General features: G+C 42.6%; 1 protein-coding gene. It reads right to left on the bottom strand.

Annotated elements, in window-relative coordinates; translation table 11 throughout:
- Nucleotides 1-109: 109 nt before the first annotated feature.
- The coding region (gene gldN / locus ACRBG0_RS25700) for a gliding motility protein GldN (RefSeq protein WP_431489700.1) at nt 110-795 on the bottom strand (686 nt) is incomplete at its 5' end.

Genomic DNA, 795 nt, shown 5'->3' with positions numbered 1-795 from the left:
GAGCAAGACAAAATTCACAAATCTAGGGTTGGCGAAATATAAAATCAAAAAGCCTTCTTCTCGGCGAGAGAAGAAGGCTTTTTGAAAATAAAATAAGCGCTTGCTTATTTTAGTATTCCCACAGATCGTGTTCGAAGTTGAAGATCGTTTGCTTGATCTTATCCGCTTCCAACAGAAGGTCTACGCCTTGAACGTAATCCTGTAAACGACGATTGTGAACGTTAGATTCTTTGTAGATGTAGCTAGAGAAGAAACGCATTTCCATCAGCGCCTCCCAAGTGATTGGGGCAGCATCGTTGCCGGCAGTGAACACTTTCTCACGAGCTAAAACCTGACGAGCTTCTGGGTAGTACACCCAAAACATTACTTGCTCATACTTGAAGTTGCCATTCTCGTCTTTCACATCCAATAAAGGAGCGATACCAAGAATACGAACTTGCATACGGGAAGTTTCTTCATCGAAGAACCATACCTCTTTCAAGCGGTAACGCTTGATATCTTCAGGGTTCAGTTCGTTACGAACAACCTGAATTTTTTCTTCGTAAGTAACCGGATCAAAAGTGGTTACCGTATCTACTGACGCTCCCATTGAAGCAATTTCCTCCGGACTCAACCGATGGGTAAACTTATCGTCCTCATTACTGTAAACGTTAATTTCTTCATTTTCGGCAGCTTCCTGCAGAATAGTAAAGAATGGACGTTCTGTATAAGCAAAAGGAAGGTTCATCTTGTCGCGGAGATCAATTACCCTCCAGATGCGCTTTTCCCAAAAAATATCCGCTGCGCGTACTGGAT

Source organism: Lewinella sp. (assembly GCF_050633125.1).
Taxonomy (GTDB): Bacteria; Bacteroidota; Bacteroidia; order Chitinophagales; family Saprospiraceae; genus Lewinella.
Note: the sequence above shows the minus strand (reverse complement) of the source record. Positions and strands in the feature narration are given on the sequence as shown.